At 62.3% G+C, this 1,394-nt stretch carries 1 protein-coding gene; it reads right to left on the reverse strand.

Annotation, left to right across the window (positions count from 1 at the left end):
- Positions 1-252 precede the first annotated feature (252 nt).
- Entirely contained in the window at positions 253-1,281 is a 1,029-nt protein-coding gene (locus tag LMTR3_RS23590) for an IS110 family RNA-guided transposase (RefSeq protein WP_065747408.1), read from the reverse strand.
- Positions 1,282-1,394: the final 113 nt, after the last annotated feature.

Consider the following 1,394-nt stretch of genomic DNA (forward strand, 5'->3'; position numbering starts at 1 on the left):
CCTTCTGTAACGGGCCTCGATTAGTCAATCCCTTTGCGTTGTCCGCCCGCCGGGGTCTCGCTTCTGTGCGGGGTCGGCGCAGGGCCGCCACCTGATGGGGTTGGAAGAGGATAGGTCGGCCAATCTACATTGAGCGTGCTCACGAAGGCACCTGGTGGGCAACGGCCTGACCTGATCCATCGTCCCGGCGAAGGGACTTCGCTTTGAGAAGGCCTGGTGTCGTGACCCGCTCGAAAACTGTTGCGTCTCCTGTCAGCTTGCCGCAGCAGTGGCGTTAAAGGGTGTTTCGTTAGCGAGCATGCGATGCATGATCACCGCGAGCCGGCGCGCCAGCGCCACCTTGGCTTTGTTCATGCCGGCACGCTTTTTGATCCGCATGGCCCAGCTCTTCAATTGCGAACAGCCTTTGACCGGCTTGGTCAGCATGACGTTGGCGGCCTCGTAAAGCGCGGTGCGCACCGAAGCATCACCGATCTTGCTGATCCGGCCGGTGTAGTCGGTCTCGCCGGATTGATGCTTCTTCGGGGTTAACCCGAAATGGGCTCCGGCCTGCTTCGACGATTTGAACCGGGCTGGATCGTCGATCGCGCTGGCATAGGTTAGCGCCACGATGGGGCCGACCGCTGGGACTGACGTCAGCAGCCGGGCCTGCGTGTTGGATCGCACCATCCTGCGGGTCTGCTTCTCGAAAGCTGCGAACTCGGTCCGCAGCACCGCTCGCACTGCCAGCAGTGCCTTGGCAATCATCTGCAGATGCGGGTGGCCCGTCACCAGTTCCTCGATCCGTCCCGCGAACTCCTGCCCGGTCGCCTTGCCAACCTTTAAGCCAAAACCGCGCAGGATTCCGCGCAGACTGTTCTCCACGTCGAGAAGCTTCGATTGCACCAGCTTCCGCGCTGTCAGCAGCGATCGGGTCTCTTGCGCACTCATCGATTTGCAATGCACCGGCCGGAACCAGCCCAGCCGCATCAGTTGCGCGATGCCGCGTGCATCGTTGCGATCCGACTTGACCGGCATGGCCTCGAACGCCTTCCGCACGTGCCGGGTCTCCAGCAGTTCTACGGCAAGGCCGGCTGCCTTCATGGCCGCAAACAGCCATTGCGACAAGGGTCCGGCCTCCAGTCCGATCCGCTCCAGGCCGAAGCCCAGCGAACCGAACCAGGCGATCAGGGCTTGCGGCTCGCTCGCTACCTTGGCCTCGCGCACGATCTTGCCACTAGCGTCGACAACGCACACGCTCGAGCATTCCAATGACACGTCGATTCCTGCATAATACTCCATGGTCGTCTCTCCCTGATGCTTGGAGCGAGGCTCATCCCTCTGACTCCGTAACACCATCAATGTGAGGGACGACCGCCCGCCTTCCAGGCAGGCCGCGCGAAGCGCGCCACCAA

Source organism: Bradyrhizobium sp. LMTR 3 (assembly GCF_001693485.1).
Taxonomy (GTDB): domain Bacteria; phylum Pseudomonadota; class Alphaproteobacteria; order Rhizobiales; family Xanthobacteraceae; genus Bradyrhizobium.

What these genes read in the sequence shown, in the direction of transcription:
- LMTR3_RS23590 (WP_065747408.1), bottom strand. Translation starts at nt 1,281, where the DNA reads ATGGAGTATTATGCAGGAATCGACGTGTCATTGGAATGCTCGAGCGTG.